Origin of the sequence: Streptomyces sp. NPDC053069, from assembly GCF_044546895.1 — a bacterium.
Lineage (GTDB): Bacteria > Actinomycetota > Actinomycetes > Streptomycetales > Streptomycetaceae > Streptomyces.
On sequence record NZ_JBITZN010000013.1, the window covers coordinates 211,583 to 237,681 of the forward strand.

27 protein-coding genes are annotated in these 26,099 nt (G+C 71.9%); 9 read left to right on the forward strand and 18 right to left on the reverse strand.

Annotation, left to right across the window (positions count from 1 at the left end; translation table 11 throughout):
* Window positions 1-12 precede the first annotated feature (12 nt).
* From ACIGXP_RS28345 to ACIGXP_RS28400, 12 genes are all read right to left on the reverse strand, one after another.
* Entirely contained in the window at window positions 13-486 is a 474-nt protein-coding gene (locus ACIGXP_RS28345; RefSeq protein WP_399772942.1) for a hypothetical protein, read from the reverse strand.
* A gap of 11 nt (window positions 487-497) precedes the next feature.
* Window positions 498-1,772 (reverse strand): MCE family protein, encoded by a 1,275-nt coding sequence (locus tag ACIGXP_RS28350; RefSeq protein WP_399772945.1) that lies wholly within the window; start codon window positions 1,770-1,772, stop codon window positions 498-500.
* A complete protein-coding gene (locus tag ACIGXP_RS28355) occupies window positions 1,769-3,061 on the reverse strand; it encodes an MCE family protein (RefSeq protein ID WP_399772948.1) in 1,293 nt (430 codons plus the stop codon). The genes ACIGXP_RS28350 and ACIGXP_RS28355 overlap by 4 nt, the downstream gene beginning before the upstream one ends.
* Window positions 3,058-4,167 carry an MCE family protein gene (locus ACIGXP_RS28360; RefSeq protein WP_399772951.1) on the reverse strand — a complete coding sequence of 370 codons (1,110 nt, stop codon included), beginning with the start codon at window positions 4,165-4,167 and terminating at the stop codon, window positions 3,058-3,060. The genes ACIGXP_RS28355 and ACIGXP_RS28360 overlap by 4 nt, the downstream gene beginning before the upstream one ends.
* Window positions 4,164-5,174, reverse strand: coding sequence for an MCE family protein (locus tag ACIGXP_RS28365; protein WP_399773078.1), 1,011 nt, complete (start codon window positions 5,172-5,174; stop codon window positions 4,164-4,166). The genes ACIGXP_RS28360 and ACIGXP_RS28365 overlap by 4 nt, the downstream gene beginning before the upstream one ends.
* A gap of 239 nt (window positions 5,175-5,413) precedes the next feature.
* Entirely contained in the window at window positions 5,414-6,454 is a 1,041-nt protein-coding gene (locus tag ACIGXP_RS28370) for an MCE family protein (protein WP_399772952.1), read from the reverse strand.
* Complete coding sequence (locus ACIGXP_RS28375; protein ID WP_399772954.1) at window positions 6,451-7,698, reverse strand: MCE family protein; 1,248 nt, start codon at window positions 7,696-7,698, stop codon at window positions 6,451-6,453. Before ACIGXP_RS28375 ends, ACIGXP_RS28370 begins: the two co-directional genes overlap by 4 nt.
* Window positions 7,699-7,702: 4 nt before the next feature.
* Window positions 7,703-8,518: an ABC transporter permease gene (locus ACIGXP_RS28380; protein ID WP_363219476.1), complete on the reverse strand. Its 816-nt coding sequence runs from the start codon at window positions 8,516-8,518 to the stop codon at window positions 7,703-7,705.
* 3 nt (window positions 8,519-8,521) lie between these two features.
* A complete protein-coding gene (locus ACIGXP_RS28385; RefSeq protein WP_399772958.1) occupies window positions 8,522-9,292 on the reverse strand; it encodes an MlaE family ABC transporter permease in 771 nt (256 codons plus the stop codon).
* The gene (locus ACIGXP_RS28390) at window positions 9,289-10,218 is read right to left on the reverse strand and encodes an ABC transporter ATP-binding protein (RefSeq protein ID WP_363219477.1); all 930 of its coding nucleotides are present in this window, start codon (window positions 10,216-10,218) and stop codon (window positions 9,289-9,291) included. The genes ACIGXP_RS28385 and ACIGXP_RS28390 overlap by 4 nt, the downstream gene beginning before the upstream one ends.
* 127 nt (window positions 10,219-10,345) lie before the next feature.
* The gene (locus ACIGXP_RS28395) at window positions 10,346-11,332 is read right to left on the reverse strand and encodes a sigma-70 family RNA polymerase sigma factor (protein WP_399772961.1); all 987 of its coding nucleotides are present in this window, start codon (window positions 11,330-11,332) and stop codon (window positions 10,346-10,348) included.
* Window positions 11,333-11,385: 53 nt separating this feature from the next.
* Window positions 11,386-12,462, reverse strand: a complete 1,077-nt coding sequence (locus tag ACIGXP_RS28400; protein WP_399772964.1) for a lytic transglycosylase domain-containing protein — start codon at window positions 12,460-12,462, stop codon at window positions 11,386-11,388.
* Between the two features lie 271 nt (window positions 12,463-12,733).
* Between ACIGXP_RS28400 and ACIGXP_RS28405 the strand changes: the two genes are divergently transcribed.
* The 8 genes from ACIGXP_RS28405 (at window position 12,734) to ACIGXP_RS28440 (ending at window position 19,044) form a co-directional block, all read left to right on the forward strand.
* Window positions 12,734-12,982 carry a hypothetical protein gene (locus ACIGXP_RS28405; RefSeq protein WP_363220199.1) on the forward strand — a complete coding sequence of 83 codons (249 nt, stop codon included), beginning with the start codon at window positions 12,734-12,736 and terminating at the stop codon, window positions 12,980-12,982.
* A complete protein-coding gene (locus ACIGXP_RS28410) occupies window positions 12,979-13,347 on the forward strand; it encodes a helix-turn-helix domain-containing protein (RefSeq protein WP_363220198.1) in 369 nt (122 codons plus the stop codon). Before ACIGXP_RS28405 ends, ACIGXP_RS28410 begins: the two co-directional genes overlap by 4 nt.
* 151 nt (window positions 13,348-13,498) lie before the next feature.
* A complete protein-coding gene (gene uraD / locus ACIGXP_RS28415; protein ID WP_363220197.1) occupies window positions 13,499-14,011 on the forward strand; it encodes a 2-oxo-4-hydroxy-4-carboxy-5-ureidoimidazoline decarboxylase in 513 nt (170 codons plus the stop codon).
* Window positions 14,012-14,015: 4 nt separating this feature from the next.
* The gene (uraH, locus tag ACIGXP_RS28420) at window positions 14,016-14,411 is read left to right on the forward strand and encodes a hydroxyisourate hydrolase (RefSeq protein WP_363220196.1); all 396 of its coding nucleotides are present in this window, start codon (window positions 14,016-14,018) and stop codon (window positions 14,409-14,411) included.
* Window positions 14,412-14,414: 3 nt separating this feature from the next.
* Window positions 14,415-15,338, forward strand: a complete 924-nt coding sequence (pucL, locus tag ACIGXP_RS28425; protein ID WP_363220195.1) for a factor-independent urate hydroxylase — start codon at window positions 14,415-14,417, stop codon at window positions 15,336-15,338.
* Between the two features lie 65 nt (window positions 15,339-15,403).
* On the forward strand, window positions 15,404-15,553 hold the full coding sequence (locus ACIGXP_RS28430; protein WP_399773086.1) for a hypothetical protein: 150 nt from the start codon (window positions 15,404-15,406) through the stop codon (window positions 15,551-15,553).
* Between the two features lie 77 nt (window positions 15,554-15,630).
* Window positions 15,631-17,016: an 8-oxoguanine deaminase gene (locus ACIGXP_RS28435; protein WP_399772969.1), complete on the forward strand. Its 1,386-nt coding sequence runs from the start codon at window positions 15,631-15,633 to the stop codon at window positions 17,014-17,016.
* 660 nt (window positions 17,017-17,676) lie between these two features.
* Window positions 17,677-19,044 carry a nucleobase:cation symporter-2 family protein gene (locus tag ACIGXP_RS28440; RefSeq protein WP_399772972.1) on the forward strand — a complete coding sequence of 456 codons (1,368 nt, stop codon included), beginning with the start codon at window positions 17,677-17,679 and terminating at the stop codon, window positions 19,042-19,044.
* A 137-nt stretch (window positions 19,045-19,181) separates the two neighbouring features.
* On the opposite strand, the gene ACIGXP_RS28445 is transcribed toward ACIGXP_RS28440, so the two are convergent.
* The gene (locus tag ACIGXP_RS28445) at window positions 19,182-19,979 is read right to left on the reverse strand and encodes a helix-turn-helix domain-containing protein (protein ID WP_399772974.1); all 798 of its coding nucleotides are present in this window, start codon (window positions 19,977-19,979) and stop codon (window positions 19,182-19,184) included.
* A gap of 95 nt (window positions 19,980-20,074) precedes the next feature.
* Here ACIGXP_RS28445 and ACIGXP_RS28450 point away from each other — a divergent pair, with 95 nt between their 5' ends.
* The gene (locus tag ACIGXP_RS28450; RefSeq protein ID WP_399772976.1) at window positions 20,075-20,929 is read left to right on the forward strand and encodes an NAD(P)H-binding protein; all 855 of its coding nucleotides are present in this window, start codon (window positions 20,075-20,077) and stop codon (window positions 20,927-20,929) included.
* Between the two features lie 131 nt (window positions 20,930-21,060).
* Here ACIGXP_RS28450 and ACIGXP_RS28455 read toward each other — a convergent pair whose 3' ends face one another.
* From ACIGXP_RS28455 to ACIGXP_RS28475, 5 genes are all read right to left on the reverse strand, one after another.
* A complete protein-coding gene (locus ACIGXP_RS28455) occupies window positions 21,061-21,483 on the reverse strand; it encodes an acyl-CoA thioesterase (protein WP_363216601.1) in 423 nt (140 codons plus the stop codon).
* Between the two features lie 52 nt (window positions 21,484-21,535).
* Window positions 21,536-22,159 (reverse strand): hypothetical protein, encoded by a 624-nt coding sequence (locus ACIGXP_RS28460; RefSeq protein ID WP_399772979.1) that lies wholly within the window; start codon window positions 22,157-22,159, stop codon window positions 21,536-21,538.
* A gap of 137 nt (window positions 22,160-22,296) precedes the next feature.
* Window positions 22,297-22,896, reverse strand: coding sequence for a histidine phosphatase family protein (locus tag ACIGXP_RS28465; RefSeq protein ID WP_363216599.1), 600 nt, complete (start codon window positions 22,894-22,896; stop codon window positions 22,297-22,299).
* A 35-nt stretch (window positions 22,897-22,931) separates the two neighbouring features.
* A complete protein-coding gene (locus tag ACIGXP_RS28470) occupies window positions 22,932-24,092 on the reverse strand; it encodes a serine hydrolase domain-containing protein (protein ID WP_399772983.1) in 1,161 nt (386 codons plus the stop codon).
* Between the two features lie 73 nt (window positions 24,093-24,165).
* A complete protein-coding gene (locus ACIGXP_RS28475; protein ID WP_399772986.1) occupies window positions 24,166-25,983 on the reverse strand; it encodes a trypsin-like serine peptidase in 1,818 nt (605 codons plus the stop codon).
* Window positions 25,984-26,099: the final 116 nt, after the last annotated feature.

Consider the following 26,099-nt stretch of genomic DNA (forward strand, 5'->3'; position numbering starts at 1 on the left):
TGGCCTCACGGGTCAGCCGACGAACGCGACGTCGGAGGTCAGCCAGCGGCCGCCCACACGCACGAGATCCAGCTGGAGCCGGTAGGTGCGCGCCTGGCCCTCGGGCGCGGCGGTGTTGGTCACCTTGCTGTCGGCCACGACCAGGACCCGGGCGGAGTGCTCGCCGGAGCGCACGATGCCCGCTTCCAGGACCTGCCCCTCGGACACCGACCTGTTCTGCGCGACGAGCTTCGTCAGCTGCGCGGTCTGCGCGGCGAACTGTTTCCTGAAGTCGCCGGTGGCGCCTTTCAGCACGGTGCGGCTGTCCCGGTCGTAGTGCCGGTAGTCGAGGGAGGTGAAGTTCAGCGCCGACTGGCGGGCCGCCGCCAGGATGTCCTGACGGCGCTGTTCCGCCGCGCGCTGGTCGGCCAGCTTCAGGCCCAGCCAGACACCCAGCACGGACGTCAGTACGGTCGCGGCGACGAGCCCCGCCGACAGCAGCCGCATGCGCCCCCCTCTCATGCCATCGGTCCCACGAGCAGCCATTGCCACGACTCCTTTCCGAACACGGTCTGTTCGCCGCCCGTCGAGCCGATCTCGACGGGCGTGCCGTCCGGGCCGGTCACGGTGCCGGTCTCCGGGTCGTAGGGGGCCACGAACGCGGCCCGGTCCGCGCCGGCCGGACCATGCGGCGCGCCGGGGGCGTTCTGCGCACCACGCACCGAGGTCGGGCCGCCACGCGGTGCCGTGCAGTGCGCGCGGGTGTTCGCCGGGCGCGTGCCGGTGTCGGCGGGATCGCGCCGTGGGGTGCCGTAGCCCCGGGTGCACGCGGGCGGGTCGTCGGCGTTCACGGTCAGCCCGAAGTGGAAGGTGCCGTCGCCGGGGACGACCGTGTAGCTGCCCGCCACGTTGATCGGGAGGGTGACCAGGGCCTGCTCCACGCCGGGCAGCCGGGCCACGGTGATCTGGCCGCCGCTGACGAGGTTGGCCAGCAGGACCGGCACATGCGGCCGCGTGGACTTCAGCAGGGAGTCGACCTCCTGCGCGGCGGGCGCCGTATTGCCGATCAGCCGGCGCAGATCCCCGTCGCTCGACTTCAGCTGCGCGGTGAGCTCGGCCAGATCGCGGGAGAACGACTTGATGGCCGAGCCCTGTTCGGCCTGCGTCCTGAGCACCTTCCGGGAGTCCTCGATCAGCGAGGTCGTCTCCGGGAGCGACGCGGACGCCGACTCCACGAGCGCGTTGCCGGAGTCCACCAGACGGCTCAGGTTGGGTCCCGTGCCGGCGAAGGCCTTGCCCAGCTCGTCGACGGTGACCCGCAGGTCGTTCTTGCCGACCGAGTTGACCAGCCGGTCGAGGCTGAGGACCAGGTCGGTGACCGGCAGCGGGGTCCGGGTGCGGCTGCGCGGGATCGGGCTGCCGTCCATCAGGTACGGCCCGCCCGTCTCCCGCGGCTGGAGGTCGACGTACTGCTCGCCCACCGCCGACCGGTCGGCGATCACCGCCAGCGTGTCGGCCGGGATCCTCGGGGCGCCGTCCTCGATCTTCAGCGCCACCGACACCCCGGAGCCGGTCAGCCGCAGATCGCCCACGCGGCCCACCGGCACACCGCGGTAGGTGACCTCGGCGCCGGGGAAGACGCCCCCGGACTCGGCGAAGTCGGCGCGCACGGTGTACCCGCGGTGCAGGACGTCGTCGACCAGGCCCGTGTACCGGGCGCCGACGTACGACACCCCGAGGGCGGTGACGGTCGCGAAGGCGAGCAGCTGGGCCCTGACCGTACGTGTGATCACGGCAGTATCCCCTTCAGCATCAGCTCGGCGAGGCCGAGATCGATCCCGGGCGGGAGGTGACGTGAGCCGTCCGCGTCGCCGTAGGCCGCGGTGCACACCGGCGGGCACAGCAGGGTGCTGCCGTCGGAAGGCTTCGAGGGCGCGGGAGGCACGGACGGGGTGCCGGGCAGGGACGGGGGAGCCGGTGGAGACGGGATGTCCGGCAGGGACGGCAGGGGGGTGGGGGTGGGAATGCCGGGAAGGCCCGGGGGCTTGGGTGTCGGGGACTTCCTGCCCTTGCCCGGCTTGTCGCTGACGTTGCCGTAGAGGCCGGCCAGGTCGAGGTCGGCGGTGATCTTCAGGTTGACGTAGTCGCCCTTGACGGCGTCGGCGGCGTTGCGCGGGAAGGGGTAAGTGGTCAGGATTTCGAGGGAGTCGGGCAGGTCGTCCCCCGCCTTGTTCAGCTGCTGGAGGATCGGCTGCAGCTTCTTGAGGTTGGCGACGGTGTCGTCCCGGGAGGCGTTCACCACCTTGGTGCCGGTCTTGCCGAGCCCGGACAGCGCGGTGAGCATCTTCGTCAGGTCCCGGCGCTGGTCGGCCAGGGCCTTCAGGGCGGGCGGCATGGTGTCGACGGCCTGGGCGATCGTCTTCTTCTCCTTCTTCAGCCGCTTCGCCAGCCGGTCGACGCCCTTGAGCGCGCGTACGATCTCCGCGCGCTGCCCGTCGAGCCCGCCGAGGAACGTGTCGAGCTGCTTCAGCAGGGACCTGACCCGGTCCTCCCGGCCGTTCAGGGCCTTGTTCAGCTCGACGGTGATCGTCTTCAGCTGGGCCACCCCGCCGCCGTTGAGCAGCGCGGACAGGGCGGACAGCACCTCCTCGACCTCCGGGTTGCGGCCGCTGCGGGAGAGCGGGATGCGGTCGCCGTCGCGGAGCCGTCCCACGGGTGCGGTGCCGGTCGGCGCGGACAGGGCCACGTACTTCTCGCCGAGCATGCTGGTCTGCCTCAGGTCGGCGACCGCGTTGCCGGGCAGCTTCACGGAGTCGGCGATCCGCAGCCGTACCCGCGCGTGCCAGCCGTCCAGCTGCACCTTCTCGACCGTGCCCACCGTGACGTTGTTGACCTTCACCGCCGACTGCGGCACCAGGTCCAGTACGTCCCGGAACTCGACGGTGACGTGGTAGGCGTGGCCGTCCGAGGCGGCGCCGCCGGGAAGCGGGACGTCGTACCAGCCGTTGAACTCGCAGCCGGTCAGCAGCAGCGAGCCGACCGCTGTCCAGGCGGCCGCCCGCGCCTTGCGCTGCACGCTCATGCCCGTGCCCCCAGGATTCCGCCGAGGGTCTTGTCGACCGTGCCCGTGCCCGCCGGGGCCGAGGGCAGCTCGGGCAGGGAGCCGAAGAGCTTCTTCAGCCCCGCACAGCCGTCGTGGTCGTCCCCGGTCGTCTTCAGGATCGAGCAGAGCAGGGACGCCGGGTCCTGCGGGGTCTGGGGGTTGTTGCGGGTGTCGAGGGTGCCGGCGGCCGGGTTGTAGGCGTTCTGCAGGTTCGACAGGCCCGCGGGGGCGACGGTCAACAGCTCCTCCAGTGCGGCCCGTTGGGTGACGAGGACCCGGGTGATCTTCGCCAGGCCCTTGACGTCCGAGGTCAGCGCCTTCTTGTTGCCCTTCACGAAGCCGGACACGTCACCGAGCGCCACGGCCAGGTACTTCAGCGCGGCCGCGAGATCCTTGCGCTCCCCGGCGAGCTGCCCGGCCACGTCGGCGAGGTCGGTGTCGAACGACCGCACGCTGCTGTCGTCCGCCGCCAGCGCGGCCGTGAACACCTGCAGGTTCCGCACGGTCCCGAACAGGTCGCCGCGCCCGTCGGACAGCGTGGTGACCGCCTGGGAGAGGTCCTCGACCGTCTGGTTGAGGTTCTTGCCCTGCCCCTGGAGGTTGTCCGCGCTCACCCCGAGCAGCCGGGACAGCGAGCCCTTCTTGTTGGCGCCGTTCGGGCCGAGCGCCTCGGCGGTGGTGTGCAGGCTGTCGAAGATCCGGTCCAGCTCGACGGGGACGGCCGTACGGGACTCGGGGATGACGTCGCCGTCCCGCAGGACCGCGCCCTTGCGGTACACCGGCAGCAGCTGCACATAACGGTCGCTGACCACCGAGGAGTTGACGATGGCGGCCTGCGCGTCGGCCGGAACCTTGCGGCCCCGGTCGTACGCCAGCTCCACGCGGACCCGGCCGCCCTGCGGCGTGATCTTCTCGACCTCGCCGATGCGGACGCCGAGGACGCGGACGTCGGAGCCGGGGTAGATGCCGACGGTGCGCGGGAAGTAGGCGGTGACCCGCACGGTGTCGGAGTGCGGCCACAGCACCACGGCGAGCGCCACGACGACGGCGAGCGCGGTGAACAGGGCCAGGAGTCTGCGGATCATCGGGTGCCTCCCGTCCGCGGCGTGACCGGGGCGGCGACCAGGTTCTGGACGTAGGAGTCGAACCACCGGCCGTTGCCGAGGGTGTTGGTGAACAGCCGCACATAGGGGGCGAGCAGCTGGACGCTGCGGTCGAGGCTCGCCTGGTTGCGTTCGAGCATCTTCACGAAGGTGTTGAGGTTCTTCAGGGCGGGCCCGATCTCCTTGCGGTTGTCGTCGACCAGGCCGGACAGCTCGATGCCCAGCAGCGCGGAACTCTTGAGCAGCTGGTGGATCGCCGCACTCCGCCTGCCGATCTCCTGGAACAGCGCGTCGCCGTCCTTCACCAGCGCCGTAAAGTCCTTCGAGTGGCCGGCCAGCACCTTGGTGACTCCGTTCGCGTGGTCGAGGAGCCCGCGCAGCGCCTTGTCACGGGAGGCGACCGTCCGGGAGATCCGCGACAGCCCCTTGATCGACGCCCGTACCTCCGCGGGCGAGTCCTGGAAGGTGACGGAGATCGTGTCCAGCGCCTTCGCGAGCCGGTCCGTGTCGACCTCCTCGGTGGTGGTGGTCAGGTCGCTGAAGGCCTGCACGACGTCGTACGCCGACACGGTCCGCCGGAGCGGGATCTCGCTGCCCGGCCGCAACCGGCCCGGGCCCTTCGGGTGCAGGGCCAGGTATTTCGCGCCGAGGATCGTCCTGACCCGGATCGACGCGCCCGTGTCGGTGCCGAACGCCGGGTCGCCCTTCACCTTGAAGGTGACCTTGACGTGGTCGCCGGCCAGGCCGACGTCCTCGACCTTGCCGACCTTGACCCCGGCGATCCGCACCTCGTCGCCCGGCTTGAGCCCGCCCGCCTCGGAGAAGTCCGCGCTGTAGGTGTCGCCGCCGCCGATCAGCGGCAGGCTGTCGGCGTTGAAGGCGGCGACCGTGAGCAGGGCGAGGACGGTCAGGCCGACCGCGCCGACCACGACCGGATTGCGCTCACGGAACGGCTTCAGGCGCGGGCGCGCGAGCCGGATCCGGGGCAGCCCGGGCGGCAGGACGTGCACCTTCACCAGTGGTTCGGGGCGGGCCGTGCGCTTCGGCGGCCGGGGCAGGGCCGGCAGGCTCGGCAGCTTCGGCGGCAGGACGCGCACCTTCACCAGGGGTTCGGGGCGGGCCGTGCGCTTCGGCGGCCGGGGGAGCGTCGGCAGGCTCGGCAGCTTCGGCGGCAGGACGCGCACCTTCACCAGGGGCTCCGGACGACGCTTTCGTACGACACGCAGACTCATCCGCCACACCTCGCCCGTGCCACGTGCAGCTCCGGTGTGAGGACCTGCTTCGTCTTCGGCAGCACGATCCGGCCGTCGAAGTCGCAGAGGTAGAAGTTGAACCAGGAGCCGTAGGACGCCGTCCCGGTCAGCTTGTCGAGCTTGTTCGGCAGCCGCTTCAGGACGCCCTCCACGGTGGTCTCGTTCTTGTTCAGCGTTCCGGTGACGTCACCGAGCCCGGCGATGTCGTCCTTCAGCGGCGGGCGCGCGTCCTTCAGCAGCCCCGAGGTGACGTCCGCGAGGTCACCGATGCTCGCCAGGGACTCCCCGATGGGCTTGCGGTCGGCGGACAGCCCCGAGACCACCCGGCGCAGCTGCGTGAGCAGATCGGAGAAGCGGGAGCCGCGCTTGTCGAGCGTCTCCAGCACGGTGTTGAGGTTGTCGATCACCGAGCCGATCAGCTGGTCGCGGTCGGCGAGGGTGGTGGTGAGCGAGGCCGTGTGCGTGAGCAGGCTGTTCACCGTGCCGCCCTCGCCCTGCAGGGTCCTGATGATCTCGGTGGCCAGCTGGTTGACGTCGCTCGGGCTGAGCGCGGCGAACAGCGGCTTGAAGCCGTTCAGCAGGGCGTTGAGGTCCAGCGCGGGCTGGGTCCGGGACAGCGGGATGGTGCCGCCGGGCCGCAGCCGCCTGGTGCCGTCGCCGGCGCCCTCGGTCAGCGCGATGTACCGCTGCCCGACCAGATTGCGGTAGCGGACGACCGCACGGGTGACCGCGGTCAGCGGCCGGCCGGAGGTGACGGTGAAGGTGACCTCGGCCAGGGTCCGGTCCTTGATCCGGATGTCCTCGACCTGTCCGACCCGCACTCCGGCCACCCGGATGTCGTCGCCGCTCTCCAGGCCGGTCACGTCGCTGAACACCGCGTGGTAGGTGTCCTTGGGGGTGAAGGAGATGTTGACGATGGTGGCGGCGAGCAGCGCCGTCGCCGTGATCGTGACCAGCGCGAAGAGGCTGAACTTGATCAGCGGGCCGGCCGTCTGCCGGGCTCCTGCCCTGCTCATGCGACACTCACCGCCGTTCCGCGCGCGAGCGGCCCGAACAGCAGGGTCGCGACGGGCGGCACCTTGTCCGCGGGGACGCCCAGGACGGGGGCCACGAGCGAGCCGACGGCCCGCTGCTCGGCCGCGGTGGCGGACACGTCGACACCTCCGGGGAGTGCGCCGCCCGGACTCCGGGCGGACGTACCGTCGTCGAGATGGGGTTTCGGGCCGGGCACCTGCGGATGCGGCAGGCCACGGCAGTCGGGGCCCGACCGCTCGCCGTACACCGGCTCCTCACCGGGCCGGTACGCCCCCTGCGGCCGGACGACCTCAAGGGTGATCCGCATCTCCCCGCCCCGGAACGCGTCCTCGGACGCCTTCTCCTGCCGGGCCAGGCCCTGGAACAGGCAGGGGTACTCGGGGGAGTAACGGGCGAACAGCTCCAGCGTGGGGCGGGAGACGCGGCCCAGGGTGATCAGCCGGTCGCCGTTCTCGGCGAGGAAGCCGTTCGCCGTGCCCGCCACCGCGGCGGTCGAGCGGAGCCCTGCAGCCAGTTGGTCCTGCTTCTGAACGATCGTGCGGCTGGTGGTGACCGTGTTGCGCAGGATCCGCATCAGGTCGGGTGCCGCGTCGCCGTACACCTCGGCGACGTCCGCGAACCGCGAGATGTCCTCCTTGAGCGAGGGCAGGTGCGGGTTGAGGCGGCGCAGATAGCCCTCGACCCGGGTGAGGTTGCCGCCGATCCGGTCGCCGCGGCCCTCCAGCGCGGTGGCGAACGCCGAGAGCGTGGCGTTCAGTTCACCCGGCCGGACGGTCCGCAGCAGCGGCAGCAGATCGTTCATCAGCTGCTGCACCTCGATGCCGGTCTTCGTACGGTCCTGGGTGATGACGTCCCCGGCGCGGATGGGCCGGGCCGAGGACCGCGTCGGCGCCACGAGGTCGACGTACTTCTCGCCGAACAGCGTCTTCGGCAGCAGCCGGGCCCGCACGTCGGAGGGGATGTCCGTGACGTACTGGGGCTTGAGCGCGATGTCGAGCGTGGCCTTCGTGCCGTCGGCGTGCACCTCGCGCACCTCGCCGACCAGCACCCCGCGCAGCTTGACGTCGGCGCGCGGATCGAGCTGGTTGCCGAGGGTGCCGGCCTGCAGGGTGATCGGTACGACGGTGGTGAACGCCTGCTGGTAGACGGCCACCGCGAGGGACAGCAGCAGCGCGAGCACGGCGAGGAACGCGATGCCGTACAGCCTGAGTCTCAGTGTTCTCACCGGTTCACCCCGCGATCCGTACGGTCGTGTTGGCGCCCCAGATCGCGAGGCTCAGGAAGAAGTCCAGGACGTTGACGGCGACGATCGACGTCCGTACCGCCCGGCCCACCGCGACGCCGACGCCCGCCGGGCCGCCGCTCGCGTGGTAGCCGTAGTAGCAGTGCACCAGGATGATCAGCACCGCGAAGACGATCACCTTGCCGAAGGACCAGAGCACGTCCACCGGCGGCAGGTACTGGTGGAAGTAGTGGTCGTACGTGCCGGTCGACTGCCCGTAGTAGCCGGTCGTGATGGTGCGGGCGGCGAGATACGAGGACAGCAGCCCGATCACGTACAGCGGGATCACCGCGACGAAGCCGGCGATCATCCGGGTCGTCACCAGGAACGGCAGCGACGGGACGCCCATCACCTCCAGCGCGTCGGTCTCCTCGCTGATCCGCATCGCGCCGAGCTGCGCGGTGAACCCGGCGCCGACCGTCGCGGACAGGGCGAGCCCGGCCACCAGCGGGGCGATCTCCCGGGTGTTGAAGTACGCCGACAGGAACGCCACGAAGTTGGAGGTGCCGAGCTGGTTGAGGGCCGCGTAGCCCTGGAGGCCGACCTCCGTGCCGGTGAAGAAGGACAGGAAGGCGATCACACCGACCGTGCCGCCGACGACGGCGAGCGCACCGCGCCCGAAGCTGACCTCGGCGAGCAGCCGCAGGATCTCCTTCTTGTAGCGGCGCAGGGTGCGGCCCGTCCACGCCAGCGAACGGCCGTAGAAGGAGAGTTGGGTGCCCAGCTCTTCGAGGGAGCGCAAGGGGCGGTCGAGAAGTCTCATCGGTTACCCCCTCTGCGGGACGACCTGGAAGTACACCGCGGTCATCACGAAGTTGGTCACGAACAGCAACATGAAGGTGATCACCACGGACTGGTTGACGGCATCGCCGACACCCTTCGGACCGCCCTTCGCGGTCAGTCCCTTGTACGAGGCGACGATCGCCGCGATCGCCCCGAACACCAGCGCCTTGATCTCGGCCGCCCACAGGTCGGACAGCTGGGCGAGGGTGGTGAAGGACGCCAGGTAGGCGCCGGGTGTGCCGTGCTGAAGGACGACGTTGAAGAAATAGCCGCCCGCGACGCCGACGACCGAGACGAGGCCGTTGAGGAGGACGGCCACGACCATCGACGCGAGCACACGCGGTACGACGAGCCGGTGGATCGGGTCGATGCCGAGCACCTGCATCGCGTCGATCTCGTCGCGGATCTTGCGCGCCCCGAGGTCCGCGCAGATCGCCGTGCCGCCCGCGCCCGCGATCAGCAGCGCGGTGACGATCGGTGAGGCCTCGCGCAGCACGGCCAGCACGGACGCGGCACCGGAGAACGACTGCGCGCCCAGCTGCCGGGTGAGGCTGCCGATCTGCAGCGCGATGACCGCCCCGAAGGGGATCGAGACCAGCGCCGTCGGCAGGATCGTGACGCTCGCGACGAACCACGCCTGCTGGATGAACTCCCGTGCCTGAAAAGGGCGTCGGGGCAGCGTCCGGACGACGTCCAGCGCCATCGCGAACAGATTGCCCGAGTGCCGGAGCGCGCCCGTCGGGGAAAGGCTCACAGGCCCGTCACCCCCGTACCGTGCAGCTCGGCCTCCCGTCGGGCGATCGCCTCCCAGCGGGGTGGGCGGGTGATGCCCGGGCTCGGCAGCAGACGGGGAGTCAGCTCCTGTGCCGGCGGACCCTCGCCGATCTGGGCCAGCTCCTGCTCGACCTGGGCCGCGTCCTTCTCCTCCGCCATCCCGATCGGCCCCTGCATCCGGCCGTTCAGGAACTGCCGTACGACCGGCTCGTCACTGGTCAGCAGCTGCTCGCGGGGCCCGAACATCACCAGCTCGCGCCGGAAGAGCAGCCCGATGTTGTCCGGGACCTGGCGGGCCGAGGCGATGTCATGGGTGACGATCAGGAACGTCGCGTCGATCTGTGCGTTGAGGTCGACGATGAGCTGGTTGAGGTAGGCCACGCGGACCGGGTCCAGGCCCGAGTCCGGCTCGTCGAACAGGATGATCTCCGGGTCGAGCACCAGGGCGCGGGCGAGCCCGGCCCGCTTGCGCATCCCGCCGGATATCTCGCCGGGCAGCTTCTGCTCGGCGCCGATCAGCCCGACCATGTCCATCTTCTCCAGGACGATCCGCTTGATCTCGCTCTCGGACCTGCGGGTGTGCTCGCGCAGCGGGAAGGCGATGTTGTCGTACAGGTTCATCGAGCCGAACAGCGCGCCGTCCTGGAACAGCACCCCGAACAGCTTCCGGACCTCGTACAGGTCGCGCTCACGCAAGCGGGTGATGTCCCGGCCCGCGACCTTCACCGAGCCGCGCTCCGGCTTCAGCAGCCCCACGAGCGTCTTGAGGAACACCGACTTGCCCGTCCCCGAGGGGCCGAGCAGTACCGAGACCTCCCCGGCGGGCAGCGTCAGCGAGACGTCCTGCCAGATGACCTGGTGACCGAAGGACTTGGTCAGCCCTTCCACACAGATCTCGACACCCATCCGGTTCCACCCTTCGCCCGTGGAGCAGCTCCGACATCTGCTCTACGGGGAGGGGCGGGGCGTCCGTCGCGGCGACCGCGAAGTTTTCTTCGGATGTGTGTACGGCGTGCTACGGCGGCTCGACCTGCTACGGCAGCTTCACGGAAGGCACGCTCGGGGACGGCACGCTCGGCGTGGGAACGGGGAGGGAAACGGACCCGAGGTGCGGCGCCGAAGGGAGCGGCGGCACCGACGGCACCGCGGACTGCGTCGGCAGCTGGGGAAGTGAAGGGGAGGAGACCTTCGGCAGAGGCGGCACGGAGAGCGGCAGGACGGCCGTGCCGGAGGGCGGTCGGGTCCCCGCCCGAGCCGGGGCCGCCGACGGCCCGGGTGTCCGGGGAGCGCGCGGCTGCCCGGTGCTGCCGGTGCTGCCGGTGGCCCGCGCCCCGCTGGACACCGCCGGCTGCGGCGCCGGAGCCGCCGCGCCACCGCCCCCGTCCAGCGCGTACGGCAGCACGAAGCCCGCCGCCGCCAGCGTCGCCGCCGTCGAGGTGACCGCCACGGCCTGCACCTTCCCGCCCCCGCGCGGCCGCCCGCGCCCGACGAGGAACAGCACGAGGCCGAGCGTCGCGGCCAGCGAGGCGCGCAGCGTGCGCCGGGCCCGGGCGAGCAGCGACTCGACGGTCCGGTAGCTGAGCCCCATCCGCACGGCGACCTGGCTCACGTCCAGGTCCTCGGACTTCAGCCGCAGCGCCTCCGCCTGCCGGGCGGGCAGCTCCCCGCTGCGCACGGCGAGCCACTTCGCCTCGGCCCGGTCGCACACCGCCTCCTCGACGGGCACCGGGCCCGGCGCGACGAGCGTGGGGCGGCTGCCGACCTCGGCCTCGCGATTGACCTGCCGGTACCGGTCGACGCACAGCCGCATCGTCACCGTCGTCAGCCAGGCGCCGAGCCGCTCGTCGTCGAGGTCCGGGCGCTCGGCGGCCCGCAGCATCGCCTCGTGCACGGCGTCCTCGGCGTCCTCCCGGCTCATCGAGCGGCGCCGGGCCACCTTGAGCAACTGCTCGCGGTGGCTCCACATGCGCTGCCAGCGCTCGTCGGCGGCTTCCGTCTCCGCGGGCATGTCCGTCGCCATGAGGGCCCCTTCGCGCTCACCCACCGGTCCTGTACATCCGGCGGGTGGCGACATTACCGCCGGGTATCCGCGGTTGTGGAGGGGGAGACGCCCATCGTGTTCCAGCTGTTGCCGGTGGTCAGCGGCCCCGTGCCGGGCAGCACACCGCCGCCGGGCAGGGTGAGGGTCGGTTCCGGAGCGGGGACCGGCGGGGTCCGGGACTCCTTGGGGGCGCCGGCCGTACGGGACGGGGCGGGGGAGGGTGCGGCGGGCGGTGTGGACGGCGTGCGCGAAGGCCCGGGGCCCGGCTTCCGGCCGTCCGACGGCTTCGGCGAGGCCTTCGGTGTCTCCGAGGTCTTCGGCGTCTTCGGGCGGGACGGCCTGGGCCGGTCCCGGGACTCGGCGGCCGCGTCCGGAACCACGCGGTGTCCGGTCAGGTAGTACGCGTACCAGGCCCTGACCGTGCGCAGATAGGCCTCCGAGTGGTTGTAGCCGAGGATCGCCCGGTCCAGGTCGGCGGGGTCCGACAGATCCCGGCCGTCCGCACACAGGTAGCGGCCGGCGGCGAGTGCCGCGTCGTAGACGTTGTCCGGGTCCGCGTGTCCGTCGCCGTTGCCGTCCGCGCCCCAGCGGCCCCAGGTCGACGGGATGAACTGCATCGGGCCGACCGCCCGGTCGTACACCGGGTCCCCGTCGTACGCGCCGCCGTCGGTGTCCGTCACGACGGCGAAGGCGCCGCCGGTCAGCCGGGGGCCGAGGACGGGCGTCACGGTCGTACCGTCCGGGGTCACCCGGCCGCCCCGGGCCTGCCCGGACTCCACCTGGCCGATCGCGGCCAGCAGCTGCCAGCGCAGCCCGCAGCCCGGCGCGGTGCGCGCCAGCTCGGCTTCGGCACGCCGGTACGCGGCATAGACGGTCGCGGGGAGGACGCCGCCCGTCACCTCCTGCGCCGAGGCCTTCTCGCGGGTCCGCAGCGGAGGAAGATCCGTGCGGTAGGGGGTGTCACCGGACACGCTGCGGCCGTGCTCGACGGGTGCCGCCTTCCGCGCGGGCTCCGCGGCCTCGGCCGACACCGCCCCCGGCGCCTGCGACGCGGTCAGCGCGGCCATCGTCGCCGCCGCGATCGCCGTTCTGCCGGCACCTCTGAACACACCTCTGCCCCATGTGCGCACCTCGCGGTCCCCTCCCTGTGGTCTGCGTCTGCTGCCGCTCGCGTTCTCTGCTGCTCTGCTGCTCTACGCGGGCGGGCGGTGCGTCCGTCGCGGGAAGATCGCAGGAAGACGGCGGGAAACCGGACCCTCTGGCAAGGCCGGGTCGGCACACATCTCCGTTAAGGTCTCCCCAGGCGGCCGGGGCGGTCCGGTCCCCGTCGCCGCGGACCTGGCGGAACGCGCGGGCCGGAGCAGATGCCATGGGGGCACAGTGCGACTGAGAGTGGAGTTCACGACCGAGCCCTTCGACCTGGACGAGGCGCCCGCGCACGCGCTGGCGGCCCGCGAGGTGATCGAGGCGGCGGAGCTGGACGCGGTGGACGTCGGTCCGTTCGGCAACACGGCCGAGGGCGGCGCCGACGCGGTGCTGACCGCCGTGGACGCGCTGCTGCGCAAGACCCTGCAGGCCGGTGCCACCCGGATCTCGCTGCAGGTCAACGTGATCGGAGCGGGCGAATGACCGGCACCGGGGACGAGCCCTTCATCACGGCCGTGAAACCGCTGGTCGACGCCATGGGCGGGGAGATGCTCCCGCCGGACGAGGCCGGCCCCGAGGACGTCGTCCTCGCCTGGCAGGGCGTCGACGTCGTCGCCGTACGCCTGCCCCAGCTGGCCGACTCCCTCGACCACATCCTGGCCGCCATGGAGCGCAGGCGCGGCATGCCGCTGGCCGACCTGGACCGCAAGTCCAAGCAGGAGATCGTACGGATACTCGAGGCCCGTGGCGCCTTCGCCGTGCGGCACGGCGTGGAGACCGTGGCCGGCGCGCTCGGGGTGAGCCGCTTCACCGTCTACAACTACCTCAACCGGGAGAAGGGCGCCTGAGCGGGCGCTGACGGCGCCGGGGCAGGCGGGCGCTACGGAATCCGCGCCGTTACCCCGAATTTTCAACAAAGTGTTGACGTCGTGTTTCGGAGGGCGTTAGCTGTTCGCAGCCCGTTCAGCACGAAGGCCGAATCCGGCCACGGAGGCTCCCGTGACTTCGACTTCCACGCCCCCGGGCCTGGCCCGGTTCAACGCTCTGGAGGAGCGCGCGGCCCTCGCCGCCCTCCACGAGGCGTGCGCCTCCACCGAGTGGGCCCGGCGACTGCTCGCCGCCCGCCCCTACGCCACCGCTGAGGAGCTCTACGCCGCCAGTGACGCCGCCATGGCCGAGCTCAGCACCGCGGACCTCGAAGAGGCGATGGCCGGGCACCCGCCGATCGGGCGGCCCAAGCCCGGCGACCCGACCTCCGCCCGCGAGCAGCGCGGCATGGCCGGCGCCTCGGAGGAGCTCAAGGCCGAGATGCTCGAACTGAACCTGGCCTACCAGGAGAAGTTCGGCCATGTGTTCCTCATCTGCGCCACCGGCCGGACCGGCGAGCAGATGCGGGACGCGGTCAAGGAGCGGATCGGGAATGCGCCGGAGCAGGAGCGGGAGATCGTCCGCACCGAGCTGGGCAGGATCAACCGCATCCGACTGGCCCGACTCGTCGAAGAGGACGCCTGACACCATGAGCACCAGCACCACCGCCTCCGTGTCCACCCACATCCTGGACACCTCGATCGGCCGCCCCGCCGAGGGCGTCGCCGTCCAGCTCGCCGCCCGCTCCGGGCGCAAAGGCGACTGGCAGGCGCTCGGCGGCTCCGCGACCGACGCCGACGGCCGGTGCAAGGACCTGCCGGCCCTGCCGGAGGGGACCACACACGTACGGCTCGACTTCGCGGTGGAGCCGTATTTCGAGAAGAAGCAAGCCGATGCGCAGCAGGACGCCCCCGCGAATCGGGACAGCGGACCGGCCGTGTTCTTCCCGGAGGTGGCGATCACGTTCGCCGTCGTACCGGGGGAGCACTACCACGTACCGCTGCTGCTCAACCCGTTCGGCTACTCCGTTTACCGAGGGAGCTAGCTAATGCCGACCATCCTGGGACAGAACCAGTACGGCAAGGCCGAGAACCGAGTCGTAAAGATCACGCGGGACGGCGCCACCCACCACATCAAGGACCTCAACGTCTCCGTCGCGCTGAGCGGCGACATGGAGGAGGTCCACTACTCCGGCTCCAACGCCAACTGCCTGCCGACCGACACCACCAAGAACACGGTGTACGCGTTCGCCAAGGAGTACGGCATCGAGTCCGCCGAGCAGTTCGGCATCCACCTCGCCCGCCACTTCGTCACCTCGCAGGAGCCGATCCACCGCGCCCGGATCCGGATCGAGGAGTACGCCTGGGAGCGGATCGAGACCTCCGACGCCAACTCCAAGTTCATCGGCGCCGACGAGGTCAAGCACTCCTTCGTCCGCAAGGGCCAGGAGATCCGCGTCACCCAGGTCACCTACGACGGCGAGAAGTGGGAGGTCGTCTCCGGCCTGAAGGACCTGGTCGTGATGAACTCGACGAACTCCGAGTTCTGGGGTTACGTCAAGGACAAGTACACGACCCTGCAGGAGGCCTACGACCGCATCCTGGCCACCCAGGTCTCCGGCCGCTGGCGGTTCAACTGGACCGACGACGAGCAGAAGATGCCCAACTGGGAGAAGTCCTACGAGCAGGTCAAGAAGCACATGCTCCAGGCCTTCGCCGAGACCTACTCCCTCTCCCTGCAGCAGACGCTGTACCAGATGGGCGCGCGCATCATCAACAACCGCAGCGAGATCGACGAGGTCCGCTTCTCGCTGCCGAACAAGCACCACTTCCTGGTCGACCTGGAGCCCTTCGGGCTCAAGAACGACAACGAGGTCTACTACGCCGCCGACCGGCCCTACGGCCTGATCGAGGCGACCATCCTCCGGGACGGCTGTGAGCCGAAGATCCCGGTCGACATGACCAACCTCTGACGCGGGACGCGTGTCCCCGGTCCCGCCCGCCCGGGCCGGGGGCACGCCACACCGGAGGGAACACCATGGCACAGCCTGCGCAGGGGCCCGCCGAAGCCCCCTGTCCCACCATCGTCCTGGTGGCCGTGGCGCTCGTCGCGGTCCTGCTCAACCTGTTCTTCCATCACCTCGGCACCCGGACCCGCCACCCGGCTCCGGCACTCAAATCCTCCTAGGGTCCTGCCGTGCCCTCCCCGTGGACGCTCCCCCTCCCCCTGTTCACGGGCCCGCCACTGAAAGACAAGGAAGCACGATGGCACCATCGGCAGCCCAGCGCATCGTCATCGAGAACTGCGCGATCGCGACCGTGGACGCAGACGACACCGAGTACGCCTCCGGGTACCTCGTCGTCGCCGGCAACCGCATCGAGTCGGTCGGCGCGGGCCAGGCCCCCGAAGGCCTGGAGAACGTGGTGCGCCGGATCGACGCGAGCGGTCATCTGGCCACGCCCGGCCTGGTCAACACCCACCACCACTTCTACCAGTGGATCACCCGGGGTCTGGCCACCGACCACAACCTGTTCAACTGGCTCGTCGCGCTCTACCCCACCTGGGCGCGCATCGACGAGCAGATGACCTACGCGGCCGCGCAGGGGTCCCTCGCGATGATGGCCCGCGGCGGTGTCACCACCGCCATGGACCACCACTACGTCTTCCCGCACGGCTCCGGCGACCTGTCCGGCTCGATCATCCGGGCCGCCGCCGAGATGGGCGTCCGCTTCACGCTGGCCCGCGGCTCGATGGACCGCAGTGAGAAGGACGGCGGACTGCCGCCGGACTTCGCCGTCGAGACGCTGGAGGGCGCGCTCGCGGCGACCGAGGCGACCGTCAAGCAGCACCACGACGCCTCCTTCGACGCCATGACCCAGGTGGCCGTCGCCCCCTGCTCCCCGTTCTCCGTCTCCACCGAACTCATGCGCGAGGGCGCTCAGTTGGCCCGCCGGCTCGGCGTACGGCTGCACACCCACGGCTCGGAGACCGTGGAGGAGGAGAAGTTCTGCCACGAGCTGTTCGGCATGGGCCCGACCGACTACTTCGAATCCACGGGCTGGCTCGGTGAGGACGTGTGGATGGCGCACTGCGTCCACATGACCGACTCCGACATCGCCGCGTTCGCCCGCACGAGGACCGGCGTCGCCCACTGCCCGTCCTCCAACGCCCGTCTCGCCGCCGGTATCGCCCGCGTCCCCGACATGCTGAAGTCCGGCGTCCCGGTCGGGCTCGGCGTCGACGGCACCGCCTCCAACGAGTCCGGCGAACTCCACACCGAGCTGCGCAACGCCCTGCTGATCAACCGCCTCGGCGCCCACCGCGAGGCCGCGCTCAACGCCCGCCAGGCGCTGCGGCTCGGCACCTACGGCGGTGCCCAGGTTCTCGGCCGGGCCGAGCAGATCGGCTCGCTGGAGCCGGGCAAGCTGGCGGACGTGGTGCTGTGGAAGATGGACACCCTGGCCCACGCGTCCATCGCGGACCCGGTGACCGCGCTGGTCTTCGGCGCGGCGGCCCCGGTCACGGCATCCTTCGTCAACGGCCGCCAGATCGTCGACAACGGCCGCCTGGTCGCGGTCGACGAGGACGCCATCGCCCTCAGCACCCGCCAGGAGGCCCAGCGCCTCGCCCGGATCGCCGCCCAGCCCTGATCCACACGCACTCCGACGGCCGGCCTCCCCTACGGCCGCCCCGCCGACAAACCTGGCGGTCGCCCCGTAGGGGCGGTCGGCCGGAGGGTCTGGACGGTCGTCCTGTGCGGACGGTCCGCCGAAGGTCTGGACGGCCGTCCCGTGCGGGCGGGCGGCCGGGAGCCCTGGCGGTCGGCCGTAGGGCCTGGCGGTCGCCCCGTACGGGCGGTCCGCCGAAGGACCGGACGGTCGTCCCGTGTGGGCGGTCGGTCGGAAGACCTGGTGGTCGCCCCGTACGGGCGGGCCGTCGACAGGTCAGGCGGTCGGCCGGTGTGCGGGCCGGTCGTCGGAGGAGCAGGCGGTCGCCCTGTGCGGCCGGCTCGCCGGAGGACTTGGCAGGCTGCCCCGCACGGGCAGCGTGCCGGAAGACGCGGCGGTCGCCCCTGCGGGCGGCCCGCCGGAACGCTCCGGCCGGGAGGGACGGCTCCCGGCCGGGGTCCGTGGACCCGAGCGGGGTCCACGGCAGCCGTCTCCGGGGCGCGTGTGGAAGCACGCGCCCCGGAACGGTCACCGCGCTCGGCCCGCTCAAGCTCCACCCCGTCCTGGTCCCGCACGACCACACGCACCACCTCCATGAAACCCGCGTCGACAACGACGTGTCAGCCGCTCGGAGGAGCCGCCGTGGCCGCCCATCCTGTTGACGAGAAACTCCCCGCCCTCAAAATGGCGACCAGCGGCCTGCAGCACGTGGCCGCCATGTACGCGGGAGTCGTCGCACCACCCCTGATCGTCGGCGCGGCCGTAGGCCTCTCCGCCACCGACCTCACCTTCCTCACCGGAGCCTGTCTGTTCACCGCCGGGCTCGCCACCTTCCTGCAGACCCTCGGCTTCTGGAAGATCGGCGCCCGGCTGCCGTTCGTCAACGGCGTCACCTTCGCCGGCGTCGCCCCCATGACGGCGATCGTCGCCTCCGCCAAGGACAAGTCCGATGCGCTGCCGGTCATCTTCGGCGCGGTCATCGTCGCCGGTCTCCTCGGCTTCCTCGCCGCCCCCTTCTTCAGCAAGGCGATCCGCTTCTTCCCGCCCGTCGTCACCGGCTCGGTCATCACCCTGATCGGTGTCTCACTGCTCCCCGTCGCATTCGGCTGGGCCCAGGGCCCCGACCCCAGGGCGAGCGACTACGGTTCGACGACCTACCTCACCATCGCCGGCATCACCCTGGCCATCGTCCTCGTCCTGCGCCGCTTCACCCGCGGTTTCGTCAAGCAGATCGCGGTCCTGCTCGGCCTGATCACCGGCACGCTCATCGCGATACCCTTCGGCGTCACGGACTTCAGCCCCGTCGCCCACGCGGACGTCGTCGGCTTCCCGGTCCCGTTCCACTTCGGCGCACCGCGGTTCCAGATCGCGGCGATCCTGTCGATGTGCGTGGTCATGGTCGTCTCCATGACGGAGTCCACGGCCGACATGCTGGCGCTCGGCGAGGTCGTCGAACGCCCCGCCGACGAGAAGACCATCGCCGCCGGACTGCGCGCCGACACCCTCGGCTCCGCCCTCAGCCCCCTGTTCAACGGCTTCATGTGCAGCGCCTTCGCCCAGAACATCGGCCTCGTCGCGATGACGAAGATCCGCAGCCGCTACGTCGTCGCCGTGGGCGGCGGCTTCCTGGTCCTGATGGGCCTGTGCCCGATGGCCGCCTCGCTCATCGCGGTCGTACCCCGGCCGGTCCTCGGCGGTGCCGGTGTCGTCCTGTTCGGCTCGGTCGCCGCGAGCGGCATCCAGACCCTGGTCCGGGCCGGACTGGAGAAGGACAACAACATCCTGATCGTCGCCGTCTCCCTGGCGGTCGGCATCATCCCCATCACCGCGCCGGGCTTCTACCACGCCTTCCCCGAGACCGCGAGGATCGTCCTGGACTCCGGCATCTCGACCGGCTGCGTCACCGCCGTTCTGCTCAACCTTGTCTTCAACCACATCGGCACGGGCAAGGACGCCGAGGACGTGACCCATCCCATGGAGGCGGGCCAGGAACTCACGTCCGCGCACTGAAAACCGGCGCGGGGCACGTCTGCGGCCGTGCCCCGCGCCGTCGTATGCGGCAGTCTCGGCGACATGAACGAGTCCGGCCGTGTCGAGGCGTTCACGGCTCGGGCACCGCTGTAGCGGCCACGGCCGCGCATCCGCGTTCAGGTGCGCGGGCCCACCCGGCAGGGCGTGACCGCAGGCAGCCGGCCGGTGAGGTACGACCTGGGCGGCACCCCCATCAGGGCTCGGAAGTCGGACGTCATGTGCGACTGGTCGAAGTAGCCCGTAGCGGCGGCGAGCTCGGACCAGCGGGCGCTCCCGGCCCGGGTGACGACCGTACGGACGCGGTCGATACGGGCGTAGTGCTTGGGGGAGACTCCGACGCCGTCGGCGAACAGGTTGCGCAACTGACGCTCACTGACGGCCAGTTCCCGGGCGACGTCCCGGACCTGCGCGGGCACTCGGTCCAGCCGTACCGACAACGCCGCCACGCCCGCCCGCAGCAGCGCCGTCCGGTCCGCAACCGCGGCGTCCGGCAGCAGCCCGGGCAGCACCTCGGCGAGCCCTGGCAGCGCCTCCCGAGGATGCAGCCGGCGCATCGCGCGCGCGAGCCGGCGCGCCGCCCCGCCCGGCAGCTCGTCCAGCGACACCACCCGGCCGACCAGCGCGGCCGCCGGAACACCCAGCAGGGGCCGGGCCGTACCCGGAGCCAGGTGCAACTCCATACAAGAAATGCCGGCCTTGCCCTCGTGGTAGGAGGCCCGCACCCGCGGTCCGACGGCCAGCACGTCACGCTGTCCGTCCGCCGTCACCCGCAGCACCACCTTGGTCACCGCGTCGGGCAGATGGACGAACGCCTCCTCGGGCTGCTCGGCGAAGGACACGGTCCGCACAGCGGCGAGCCACGGGCGCAGTACTTCGGGCGTCCTGGGGGACTGCCAGGCGGTGGTGTTCGGCACCCTTCCACCGTAAGCGCCCGGCGCCGTGGGACGGGCGGCCCGGCCGTGCCGGAATTTCCAAGAGCCGGGCCCCTCGGCCGGCCCACCGTGGACCCATGATTCTGGTGACGGGTGCCACGGGCACCATCGGCAGTGACGTCGTACGACAGCTGGCAGCGCGCGGGGAGAAGGTCCGCGCCCTCACCCGCGACCCGGCGAAGGCACGGGTGCCCTCCGGGGTGGAGGTGGTGCGCGGGGACCTTCGCGAACCGGCCTCCTTGCAGGCGGCGCTGGAGGGTGTGACGGCCGCCTTCCTGCTGCGTCCGCCCGGCCCCGACGAGGGCCAGGACGCCGCGCTGGTCGCGGCGGCCGGTGCGGCGGGCGTACGACGGCTGGTGAAGCTCTCCGCCATCGGCACCGGCGATCCCGCGGTCGGCCCCTCCGGGCTCTGGCACCTGGACGGCGAGCGTGCCGTCCGCGACAGCGGCGCCGAGTGGACGGTGCTGCGGCCGTCGTCGTTCGCCTCCAACACGCTGAGCTGGGCGGAGCCGCTCCGGGCGGGCGGGCCGGTGCCCAACATGACCGGGGAGGGGGCGTCGGGTGTCGTCGATCCCCGTGATGTGGCCGAGGTCGCGGTGGCAGCCCTGGTCGACTCCGGGCACGCGGGGCGCACGTACACTCTGACCGGGCCCGAGGCCGTCAGCGTCCCCGGCCAGACCGTCGTGCTCGCCCAGATCCTGGGCCGCCCGGTCCCGGTCCGGAACCTGTCGCCCGACGAGACCCGCGACTTCCTGCGCACCGTCTGGGGCTTCGACGAGGTCCGGGCGGACGCCATCCTGACCGGCGTCGGGTACGTCCGTGCCGGCGGCAACGCGACGGTCACCGAGGACGTGCCCGAGGTGCTGGGCCGGCCGGCCCGGACCTTCCGGGAGTGGGCCGAGGACCACAAGGAGGCCTTCGGCGCGGGCTGAACCGCCCGGCGGGAGGGCGGGAGCCGAAGGCGGGGCTCGGTCACAGCGCCGCTCCCGCCCCCGATCGCCAGGTGAACGCACCCTCCAGCGGCTGACCGGCCGGAGCTGTTCGACGGGTGGGGACGCGGGGACTACAGGCCGAACAGGGCGAGGTCCGTCGTCAGCTCCTCGAACACCTCGCGCGGGTCGGCGACCAGCTTGCGCTCCTGGAGATCCAGCAGACCGCCCACCCCGCTGACCTCGGCCGCGAGGGTGCCGTCGGTCCTGCGTATCTCCTGCACGATCCGGAAGGTCTTGCCGCCGCTCCACTCGAACTCACAGGTCACATCGACCTCGTCACCGGCGAGCAGTTCGCGCCGGAAACGGATGGTCGTCTCCAGCGCCACCGGACCGACACCCCGGCCCACCAGCCGGGCCTGGCTGATGCCGGCCGCCTGGAGCAGCGACCAGCGGGCGTGCTCCGCGTAGTTGAGATACACGGACTGGTTCAGGTGTCCCTGGGTGTCCGTCTCGTAGCCGCGGACGGTCACCCGGACGGAAAACGGTTCGGCCACTGCTTGCCCTTCTCGTGTTCGAATCTCCGGTCGGTCGATCTTGGCACGCCGTTCACACCCGGCGCGGCGAGGCGAGCAGATAGCGCACGCGCGTCCGCGGTTCGGTGTACTCGCCGGGCTGCCAGCCCGCGCGCTCCAGCGTGGTCGCGCAGGCCGCCAGGCTCTGTGCGTCCGGCGCGTACACGGCGACCGCTTCCGGCTGCGGGGTCGCACGCACCCGGTAGCCGTCCGTGCTGCTGCTCGCCGGACGGTGCCCGGCCGCCTCCAGGGCCAGCGCCGCCGCCCGCACCAGGTGCGTGCGCTCCCAGCCGCACGGCCGGTCCACCGCGCCGTCGGGGTTGGTCATCCGGCGCAGCTCCAGCAGCCCCTGCCAGGCGCCGTGCACCTCACGCAGCCGCGCCGGACCGTCCGCGGGCGGCTCTTCCGCACCGCCGGCCCGCGCCGCGAACACCCCGGTGCCCGCCGCGGGTTGTGCCGTTTGCGTCTTGGGCACCGCCTCCCGTATGCGGTGTCCCGCCGGGGTCAGGAAGTGCTCGTGCGGCGGCCGGGGATGCCGGAAGGCCAGCCCCCGCTGCACCAGCGCCGTCAGTTGCGCCTCCGTACCGTGCAGCCGTCCGGTCACCGGATCGGCGGCCTCGATCAGACGCCGCTGCGCGGCGGTCGGCGGTCGGCTCACAGCGCACTCCCTCCGGTCCTGTCCCCGGTCCGGGGCCGCGCCCGTCACACGGCCCGCTTCGCAGAGTACGGCCCGGGACCGACAACGCGGCCGGCGCCTGTGTCCGGCGCCTGTGTCCGGGCGCCCGAATCCGGCGCCTACTCCTGCGGCCGGATGTTCCACCCCGCCACCACCGGCCGCCCGTGCTCCGTGCCCAGGCGGCACAGGGTTCCCGTCGCGAGCTGGAACAGGGCCCCGTGCCGGGGCGAAAGGCCGAGGCGGCGGGCGGTCAGTACGCGCAGGAAGTGGCCGTGGGCGATCAGGACGACGGCGCCGTCGGTGCCGGCGAGGGCGGCGTCGGCCTTGGCCAGCACCCGGTCGGCGCGCTCGCCGACCTGCTCCGGGGTCTCGCCGGGATGCTCCGGCGGCCCCGGCGCGACCCCGTCCGTGAAGAGGAACCAGCCCGGCCGGCTCCGCTGGATCTCCACGGTGGTCACGCCCTCGTAGCCGCCGTAGTCCCACTCGCGCAGGTCGGCGTCGACCTGGGCGTCCGGGATCCCGATGAGCTCGGCGGTCTCCCGGGCCCGCTGCAGGGGGCTGACGAACGCCGCCCCGATCCGGTGCGAGCGGATCAGCGGCACCAGCCCGCGCGCCTCCTGCCGCCCGTGCTCGGTGAGGGGCACGTCGGTCCAGCCGGTGTGCCGTCCGGACCGCGACCACTCGGTCTCACCGTGCCGGACGAGAAAGAGGTCACCCACGTCAGCGCCCTTCCCGCTCGCCTGTGAGCACCGTGTCACAGGGAGGCGGCCGACCGCAGGACCGACTCGGCCAGACGGCCGTTCTCCGGGGCGGCGCCCACCCCTGAGGGGAAGGCGAACCGGCGCCGGGTGTAGGCGTAGGCGATGCCGTTCGCCGGGTCGGCGAAGCCCAGCGAGCCGGTCGCACCGCTGTGCCCGAAGGTGCCGGCGTCCAGGACCGGGTACAGCGCGGGGGTGTGCTCGAAGCCGCGCGCGAAGTGGTCCTCGCTGCCCACGACGAGGTCAGGGCCGCCCGGGGTGCGCAGCTCGCCGAACAGGGCCGCCGTCGCGGGCGTGAGCAGCGGCGGCCTGCCGTCCACGGTGCTGATGGCGGCCGCGTACATCCCGGCGACCCCGCGCGCGTTGCCCACGCCGCCCGAGGACGTCGGCCCGAGCGCCTTCACCCGGGGGTGGTTGCCGAAGGCCACGAGGTCGGTCGGCGCCGGCCCGTGCGCGTTGAAGGCGATGTCCCGGATGCTGTCCGCAGCCGCCGCCCGCTCCTTCAGCAGCGCGGCCTCCTCCGGGGTCGGCACCAGCGGCTGCACGTCCACCCAGCGCTTCTCGGCCGCCGCGGGCAGCCCCAGGTAGTAGTCGAGTCCGTACGGCGCCCGGATCCGCTCCTCGTACAGCTCCTGGATCGACCGGCCGGTCACCCGGCGCACCACCTCACCGGTGAGGGCGCCGATGACGAAGGCGTGATAGCCCCAGGCGCTGCCCGGCTCCCACAACGGTGTGCGCGCCGCCAGGCGGGCCGCGACGATCCGGTCGTCGGCCAACTCCTCCACGGTGAAGGCCTGTTCCGCGTCACCGACGAGTCCGGCCCGGTGCTCCAGCAGCTCGCCCAGGGTCAGCCGGTCCTTGCCGTGCACGCCGAACTCCGGCCAGTACGCGGCGACTTCCCGGTCGAGGTCGAGCACCCCGTCCTGCACCAGGAGCGCGACGACGAGGTGCGCGGCTCCCTTGGCGATGGAGTACAGGGTCGTCAGCGAGTCCCCGTCGATGCCGTCGCCGCCCCACAGGTCCACCACGCGCCGCCCGCGCCGGTACACCACGAGCTGTGCGCCCGGATCGTCCCGTTCCCCGGCGAGCACCGCCGCGAACTCCTCGCGTACGCCCTCGAATCCGTCCGCCACCGTGCCGTGCACGTCGATCGCCATACGTCGTTCCCCCTGTTCGCTGATCGCCGACAAGGATCGTCAACGGGCAGCGGGCGCCGGGCATTCCCGTGGCTCAGGTGCCCGGCGGGACCAGTGTGTTCTCGGTGCCCAGGGCCTTGGCGCCGCTGTTCGCGTACAGCGTGGTCTCGCCGTCGGACCAGCGCACGACCAGGTCGTTGCCCGTGTGGTCGGAGGTGAGGTCGCCGGTGGTCATGACCTGGGCGTGCGGCCAGGTGCCGTTCGGGCCGCGCAGCCGGGACCGGGTGCCGAGCCCGCCGGCCGAGACACCGGTGTAGCTGTCGAGCGAGCCGTCGGACCAGCGCACGAGCAGGTCCGCGCCGGCCGTGCCCCGCAAGGCGCCGCCGCTGAGCAGCGCGGACTTGGTCCAGGTGCCGTTCGCCCCGAGGAGCTGCTTGCCCGTGCCGAAGGACCCGGCGCGGACCGCGGTGTAGAGGACCAGACTGCCGTCGGAGCGGCGCGCCACCACATCGGTCGCGCCCTCGGCCCCGTGGAACTGCCCGGCAGTGAGCTGTACGACGTTCTTCCAGACGGAGTTGGGCTTCGCCATCTGCACCTCGCGGCCCACTCCGGAAGGGCTGAGATCCGGGTACAGGGTGGCCTCTCCGTCCGACCAGCGCACCAGCAGGCCCGGCCGTCCGCCGGTGAAGGCACCGGCGGTGATGTTCCGGGCGTGCGTCCAGGTGGAGTTGGCCTTCAGCAGTCGCTTCTCGGCCCCGAAGGCGCCGTTGCCGTCCCCGGGGTACAGCGTGACCCCGCCGTCGGACCAGACGACGAGCAGGTCGCCGAGGTGGTCGCCGGTGTAGTCCGCGGAGGCCATCAGCGCGGCCTTCTGCCAGCGGGCGGCACCGCCCGGCAGCTGGAGCCCCTGGTACGCGGGCAGACCGGCGGGCGGGTCCTGGTTGGCGACCGCTCGGGCGAGCAGGTTGGCCGCGTCGGCGCCGAATGCCGGGGCGTAGCTGATGTAGTCGACGTTCGCGTCGTTGCCGCCGCCGTTGTAGCCGCCGAGGTTGCCGATGACGTGGCCGGTGCCCGCGTCGTCCCGGTAGTCGGTGATCCACGGGCTGCCGGACACGCCGCCGTAGTAGCCGCCGCAGGTCATCGACATCTGCCGGTAGCCGGGCAGTTGCTTCGTCGGCACGGTGCACTTGACGGCGCGCCCGGCGCTGTTGTGCCCGTAGGAGGGGTAGCCGACGACGGTCACGTTCGTGTGGGTGTAGCCGTTCGCGCGGGTGAAGGTCAGTCCGCCGCCGACCGCGTCCTGCAGGCTCTGGCCGCGCTGGTTGGCCGACACCCTGGCGAACGCGGTGTCCAGGTCCGACGCGGGCTTCTTGGTGGTCGTCGACCCCTTGTCGGGCACGTACCGGGGGTCGGTGAAGACCCGCTGGATGTGGAAGATGCCGTACGGCTGCTGGTCGGGGCTCGCGCCCTTCACGAACCGGGGGACGAAGACGTAGTCGCCCCTCATGCTCAGCGCGCAGTGGGCGGCGGTGAGCACGATGTTCCGTGCCGCGGTGTCGATCACACTGCCCGTGCAGTGCCAGGTCGTGCCGCCCGGCCCGTCGGACCCGAAGAACGTCCCGACGACACGGGTCCCTTGGAAGAGAGTGCCCTGCGGGCGGCCCGCCGCCGCGGCCCCCGGACCGGGCCCTTCCGGCCGTGCCCGGTCCCCGTCCAGCGGCGCCGCGTCCGCCATCCGCTGCGCGGTCCAGAAGCGGGCGGCCTGCCGCGCCTCCTGCCCGGTGGAAGGCGCCGGCGACGCGGCGGACCCGGCCTGCGCGGGCGCGACCCCGCCCCCGAGGGCCGCGCCGCACACCACGGCGACGGTCGTCCGGCGTATGCGCGACGAGGACGGTCTTCTGGACGAGGACAACGGTGCTCCCCCTGGTCTGCTGCGGGTCTGTCAAAACCGGCCCGGGGGAACGGCTGCGCGGCGCTGGTCGGGCGCGAAGATCCCCCCGGTTCGTGCGGGGCGATCCTCGCACAGGC

What these genes read in the sequence shown, in the direction of transcription:
- ACIGXP_RS28390 (WP_363219477.1), bottom strand. Translation starts at nt 10,218, where the DNA reads ATGGGTGTCGAGATCTGTGTGGAAGGGCTGACCAAGTCCTTCGGTCAC.
- pucL (WP_363220195.1), top strand. Translation starts at nt 14,415, where the DNA reads ATGCCGACCATCCTGGGACAGAACCAGTACGGCAAGGCCGAGAACCGA.
- ACIGXP_RS28435 (WP_399772969.1), top strand. Translation starts at nt 15,631, where the DNA reads ATGGCACCATCGGCAGCCCAGCGCATCGTCATCGAGAACTGCGCGATC.
- ACIGXP_RS28360 (WP_399772951.1), bottom strand. Translation starts at nt 4,167, where the DNA reads ATGATCCGCAGACTCCTGGCCCTGTTCACCGCGCTCGCCGTCGTCGTG.
- ACIGXP_RS28410 (WP_363220198.1), top strand. Translation starts at nt 12,979, where the DNA reads ATGACCGGCACCGGGGACGAGCCCTTCATCACGGCCGTGAAACCGCTG.
- ACIGXP_RS28470 (WP_399772983.1), bottom strand. Translation starts at nt 24,092, where the DNA reads ATGGCGATCGACGTGCACGGCACGGTGGCGGACGGATTCGAGGGCGTA.
- ACIGXP_RS28380 (WP_363219476.1), bottom strand. Translation starts at nt 8,518, where the DNA reads ATGAGACTTCTCGACCGCCCCTTGCGCTCCCTCGAAGAGCTGGGCACC.
- ACIGXP_RS28355 (WP_399772948.1), bottom strand. Translation starts at nt 3,061, where the DNA reads ATGAGCGTGCAGCGCAAGGCGCGGGCGGCCGCCTGGACAGCGGTCGGC.
- ACIGXP_RS28345 (WP_399772942.1), bottom strand. Translation starts at nt 486, where the DNA reads ATGCGGCTGCTGTCGGCGGGGCTCGTCGCCGCGACCGTACTGACGTCC.
- ACIGXP_RS28450 (WP_399772976.1), top strand. Translation starts at nt 20,075, where the DNA reads ATGATTCTGGTGACGGGTGCCACGGGCACCATCGGCAGTGACGTCGTA.
- ACIGXP_RS28395 (WP_399772961.1), bottom strand. Translation starts at nt 11,332, where the DNA reads ATGGCGACGGACATGCCCGCGGAGACGGAAGCCGCCGACGAGCGCTGG.
- ACIGXP_RS28370 (WP_399772952.1), bottom strand. Translation starts at nt 6,454, where the DNA reads ATGAGCAGGGCAGGAGCCCGGCAGACGGCCGGCCCGCTGATCAAGTTC.
- uraH (WP_363220196.1), top strand. Translation starts at nt 14,016, where the DNA reads ATGAGCACCAGCACCACCGCCTCCGTGTCCACCCACATCCTGGACACC.
- ACIGXP_RS28430 (WP_399773086.1), top strand. Translation starts at nt 15,404, where the DNA reads ATGGCACAGCCTGCGCAGGGGCCCGCCGAAGCCCCCTGTCCCACCATC.